Source organism: Fulvivirga aurantia, from assembly GCF_009711475.1.
GTDB classification, from domain to species: Bacteria; Bacteroidota; Bacteroidia; order Cytophagales; family Cyclobacteriaceae; genus Fulvivirga; species Fulvivirga aurantia.
In genome coordinates, this window is sequence record NZ_SMMD01000635.1 from 1 (window position 1) to 4968 (window position 4968).

Genomic DNA, 4968 nt, shown 5'->3' on the forward strand with positions numbered 1-4968 from the left:
GAACTCAAAGAAACTCACATTTACCAATAACCAGGGCAATGAATTATCGGCTAGTTTAGAATTACCGGCCGATGGCAAACCACTTGCGTATGCCATTTTTGCCCATTGTTTCACATGCTCCAAAGATCTCTCTGCAGTGGTAAATATCAGCAGAGCGCTAACGGTGAGTCAGATTGGTGTGTTACGATTTGACTTTACAGGACTGGGCCAAAGCAAAGGCAAGTTTGAAGACACCAATTTTTCTTCAAATGTAGATGACCTCGTCAGTGCTTATGAGATGATGAAGTCAGAGTATGAGGCGCCATCAATTATCATAGGCCATTCTTTAGGTGGTGCGGCTGTGTTGGCGGCAAGTACTTCAATGAGTGAGGTCCAGGCCGTAGTTACTATTGGAGCGCCAGCAGACCCTGTCCATGTCGAGCATCTTTTTGAAGAAAGCCTTAATAAAATAAAGGAACAGGGTGAGGCTACCGTTTCGATTGGTGGCAGGCCATTTAAGGTAAAAGAGCAACTCATCAATGACCTGAAAAAAAATGATCTAAAAAACATCCTTCCTGACTTAAATAAGGCATTACTTATCATGCATTCTCCTCAGGATATGATTGTTGAGGTGGCTAATGCTAGACAGATTTATGAGGGTGCCATGCATCCCAAAAGTTTTATCACACTTGATGGAGCCGATCACCTTTTAAGCAAGAAAGCAGACTCTATGTATGCTGGCAAGATGATCGCGACCTGGGCTGAGAGGTACGTAAACCTGGAGCACCCTAAAGAAACACTAGCGTCTAACAAACAAGTAGTGGTAAGAACGGGAGACGATGGCTTTACCACCCAGGTGAGGGCTGGAGACCATAGTTTTCTGGCAGATGAACCAGAATCAGTAGGCGGCAAAAACCTTGGCCCTACACCCTACGACCTTCTCATTGCCGGTCTTGGTGCTTGTACTAGTATGACTCTTCGTATGTATGCCGATCGTAAAAAATGGCCTCTGGAAGAAGTAACTGTACACTTAGAGCACAGTAAAGAGCACGCCAAAGACTGTGAGACTTGTGAGAAAGATAATTCTAAAATCGACAAGATCTCAAGAGAAATAGAGCTTAAAGGTGATTTAGATGATGAGCAGCGTAAGAAGTTAATTGAAATCGCTGATAAATGCCCTGTTCACAAAACTTTGCACAACGAAATATCAATAACTACAAAGTTAAAATCTTAGTCTAGTCAACTTTAATATAGTCAATCTTTGAAAGATCCCAGTCGATCACTAATCCACGACCAAGGCCTTTAGCTACTTCTTTACCATAAAGTATTTCAGCCAAGTATAGAGCCGGGTCATATGATTTTGCACCACCGACTGATGTAATTAATTTACCATCATGAACAAAGCTCACATCCTCATGCACGGTAAGTGAAGGAAAGGTTTCTCTATACCTACCTATATCAGAGGGGAATGTAGTAGATTCCTTACCATTTACAAGACCGGCTTTAGCCAATACGAAAGCTCCATCACATAGAGACATAACATATGCTGCCCTGGCACCTTTTTCTCTGATAAAAGTGATCAGTTCCTCATTTTCGAGATCACTATCCATGCTATGCTCAGCACTTGGCACTACCAAGACATCTATTGGGGGTAGGCTATCGCTGGAAAAAGTGTAATCTGGTAAAATTTTAAGTCCTTCAAATGAGGTTACAATGTCCGGATCAGGCGCTACAGTAAAAACTTTCATTCCTTTATCTGTATGAAAGACGGTGTGGTGTAAAATATCCATTGGAGCAACCAATTCTGAGTTGTAAACGCCATCTACGATTACGAATGCTACATTTAAAACTTTATCAGGATTGAGAGGCTTAGAAGATGTTTTTTTAGACGTTGCATTATCCTCGTTTTCTTTTTTTGTAGATGTGGCACACCCGCCAACTAACAGAAATGTTAGGGTTACCAAAGAGATAAACATTTTCATAACTCACTCATTAATTATAGTAAGCACTAAATTTGATTAAGTTTAAACTCAAAACAAAACTATAGTTGACGTATGGCTGACCAGTTGCTTAATAAACTTAAACACAAAGCAGAAGACACTACCCTAATTATGAATCGGCCTCATGGCCTCTCATTTGGAGACTTAAGGTTTGATTCCGGAATGGAACACAAAAGCTATTCTTTTATTTTATGGTTTACAGAAAATAAATCTTCCCTGCAGATTCACTTACCCACGATTGTAAAAGTAGCCAAGAGCGACACTACATTTTGGGTGGCTTATCCCAAAAAATCAGGACAGATTGACACCAATTTGACCAGGGATAAAGGTTGGGAAGTATTAGATGTGGTTGGTTATCGGAAAGTTTCTCAAATTAGCATTGATGAAGACTGGTCAGCGTTGAGAATTAAACCTACCAGTGAGGTAAAATCAAGCCCAAAGGCTAAAACGCAGACCTTCGAAGCAACTATTGAGACTAGCGACAGTAGTGGAGGGGCTTGGGTAAACATTCCATTTGATGTGAAAGAAGTATTTGGCACCAAAGGTCAGGTGAAGGTTAAAGCCAAAATTGATGGACAACCCTATCGAGGCTCTATTGCTAACATGGGCACCGGCTCTCATATTTTAATCGTAAAAAAAGAGATTCGCGAAGTAATTGGCAAACAACCGGGAGACACGGTAAATGTAGAGTTACAAAAAGATACTGAGGAGCGCACTGTAGACATGCCAGGTGAGTTAATCGATTTACTTGAGAAAAATCAGAACCTAAAAGTGTTCTTCGAAAGTCTTTCTTATACAAACAGGAAAGAATATGCCAATTGGATAAGCAGCGCCAAAAGGCCCGAAACCAAAGAAAAGCGCTTAATCGAAACGGAAAGAAGGCTTTCTCAAGGTATAAAAAATCCATTTGTTAAGTGAATTATCTCGTAGCACTTCAACAGCATCTTGAGTCTGCCAGAAATGATGTTGAAGCAGAAAGGATGTCTGCTTATATGAAGGGTCATTTTCAGTTTTTAGGAATCAAAGCACCTGATCGAAAAAGACTTTTATCATCATTCCTCAAACAACACGGCAAGCCTAACAGAGAAGAATTATCGGATGTAATTATCGGATTATGGAGTTTGCCTTACCGTGAGTATCAATATTGCGCGATGGAAATAGCCCAAAAAGTTATAAAAAAGCCTCTCCCAGATGATATGCTCACTGTTACTTATATGCTGGAGTATAAACAATGGTGGGACACAATAGATTTTATAGCTAGCAATCTAGTGGGGCACATTTTTGAACACGATCATGAAGCAAAGCATACATATTTCAACAAATGGATAGCTTCTAAAGACATGTGGCTTAATCGCACTGCCATATTATTTCAGCTCAAGTACAAGGAGAAAACAGATTCAGAATTATTAACCAAGGCAATCCTACCTCATGTAGCTTCTAAAGAGTTCTTTCATCAAAAAGCAATCGGTTGGGCGCTCAGGCAGTACTCCAAGTTTAACCGAGATTGGGTATCAGAATTCATAAATCAACACGAATTAGCCCCTCTCAGTAAAAGAGAAGCTAGTAAGTATTTAAATTAATTTTTCTCATAAATGGCTGTTTTAATAAGTTGATTATAAAAGTGCCTATACATTTTCTGATTATAGTTTAAACCTCGAAAGTACTTATCGAAATCCAGTATCTGTTTACTTCCAATTTGAGCTGTCAGTTTAAAGAACAAAAACATAATCGATAGAAGAGGCCTATGGTACCAAACTTGTGCAGGCTTAAAATCAGTACAAAGCCATTTTACATTTGCTGAAGACTGTGTGTCAATCAATGACATGGTAGTTTTTAACTCGACCTCACTTAGAACATCTAAAAAATAATTTGTGATCACACCATCATAAATCACTTTGGGCAGTTCTTGTATATCTCCTAAAACAAAATCTACTTTTAAATACTTGAGTGGTCGCCTATTTTTAGACATACCTAACATTACCGTTGACTTTTCCAGGTATGTAATCTTCATGGGAGCTTGCAGGGCATCCAGAGCAGATAATATCCAACCTGATCCACCACCAACTATTAAGACCTCTTTACAAGATTTCAATTCTGATAAAAGTGCTAATTGCGATCTTTTGATAGCACCGAAGAAAACCAGTCTAGCCAAAAAATCATAAACTGGTGCTATGAAATTGAAGTTGTTCATACCAGCAGAAAATAAAGGGAGGGAAGTAAAAATACACCGTCACCTATAATTCTATATGCTATAGATTTGCTGAAAATTGGCTTTTTATAATTCAGAATAAAAAGCAGCGAACTCATTAATAATAAAGGCAATACAAACGATATGTGAAGACCTAAAGCCAATAGGTATATATACAATAACAGCTGTAGTAAAAGTATCAATTGGAGTAAACGAACACCCGATCCTGCACCTATCGCTCTAATTAATGATGCGAACCTTTGAGACTTGTCCTCTCTTTCTTCATATAATGAAAATAGAATAAGATTGCTCAGCGCTATACACCCAAACTGAAAAAATACAACGTAGTGAATAAGAGCTAAAGTTGAGTCATAATTGCTCAATGGCCCTACTAAAACGCCTAAAGTATAGATAACAGCTATTACAAATTCTTTGTACAACGAAAACTGTAACTCTAATAACTTGAGCAGAACAAAGTAAACACCAACCAGGCATACTAAAACACTTCCAAACAATAAAGTCCTTGAGGGTATATAAAACAAAAGGACTATAACGACCAATAAGGCTGCTACTAATAAATAAGATAGTGTTTTAAAGTGTGTGCCATGTAAACGATGTCGTTGTGTGGCTTTTTTATGAGATAGCCTCCTGGCATCATCTAAATGATCATAGGTATAAATACACCATACCACTACACCTAAAATTGCGATTGTATAATTAGAAATCTCAACTTCTAAAAACCTCGACATAAATACCGAAGAGATCATTGCTCCTAAGGCTACATCTATACTGTAGTGGTTT

Annotated in this window: 6 protein-coding genes; 3 read left to right on the plus strand and 3 right to left on the minus strand. The window is 38.6% G+C overall.

Features of this window, described 5'->3' with window-relative positions:
• Positions 1-1213 (plus strand): bifunctional alpha/beta hydrolase/OsmC family protein (locus E1176_RS06170; RefSeq protein WP_155209689.1); only part of this gene is annotated, 1213 nt, incomplete at its 5' end.
• Position 1214: 1 nt separating this feature from the next.
• Here the strand turns inward: E1176_RS06170 and E1176_RS06175 are convergent.
• Positions 1215-1961, minus strand: coding sequence for a DJ-1/PfpI family protein (locus E1176_RS06175; protein ID WP_155209691.1), 747 nt, complete (start codon positions 1959-1961; stop codon positions 1215-1217).
• A 72-nt stretch (positions 1962-2033) separates the two neighbouring features.
• Here E1176_RS06175 and E1176_RS06180 point away from each other — a divergent pair, with 72 nt between their 5' ends.
• Both E1176_RS06180 and E1176_RS06185 read left to right on the plus strand, forming a co-directional pair.
• Entirely contained in the window at positions 2034-2897 is an 864-nt protein-coding gene (locus E1176_RS06180; protein WP_222933098.1) for a YdeI/OmpD-associated family protein, read from the plus strand.
• Positions 2894-3559 carry a DNA alkylation repair protein gene (locus E1176_RS06185; RefSeq protein ID WP_155209693.1) on the plus strand — a complete coding sequence of 222 codons (666 nt, stop codon included), beginning with the start codon at positions 2894-2896 and terminating at the stop codon, positions 3557-3559. Before E1176_RS06180 ends, E1176_RS06185 begins: the two co-directional genes overlap by 4 nt.
• On the opposite strand, the gene E1176_RS06190 is transcribed toward E1176_RS06185, so the two are convergent.
• Positions 3556-4170: a class I SAM-dependent methyltransferase gene (locus E1176_RS06190; protein WP_155209695.1), complete on the minus strand. Its 615-nt coding sequence runs from the start codon at positions 4168-4170 to the stop codon at positions 3556-3558. The two genes, E1176_RS06185 and E1176_RS06190, sit on opposite strands and share 4 nt — an antisense overlap.
• Positions 4167-4968 (minus strand): hypothetical protein (locus E1176_RS20550; RefSeq protein ID WP_185152664.1); only part of this gene is annotated, 802 nt, incomplete at its 5' end. The genes E1176_RS20550 and E1176_RS06190, both read right to left, overlap by 4 nt.

Excerpts from the sequence above, each read along its gene's own strand:
- E1176_RS06190 (WP_155209695.1), bottom strand. The coding sequence starts at position 4,170 with ATGAACAACTTCAATTTCATAGCACCAGTTTATGATTTTTTGGCTAGA.
- E1176_RS06175 (WP_155209691.1), bottom strand. The coding sequence starts at position 1,961 with ATGAAAATGTTTATCTCTTTGGTAACCCTAACATTTCTGTTAGTTGGC.
- E1176_RS06180 (WP_222933098.1), top strand. The coding sequence starts at position 2,034 with ATGGCTGACCAGTTGCTTAATAAACTTAAACACAAAGCAGAAGACACT.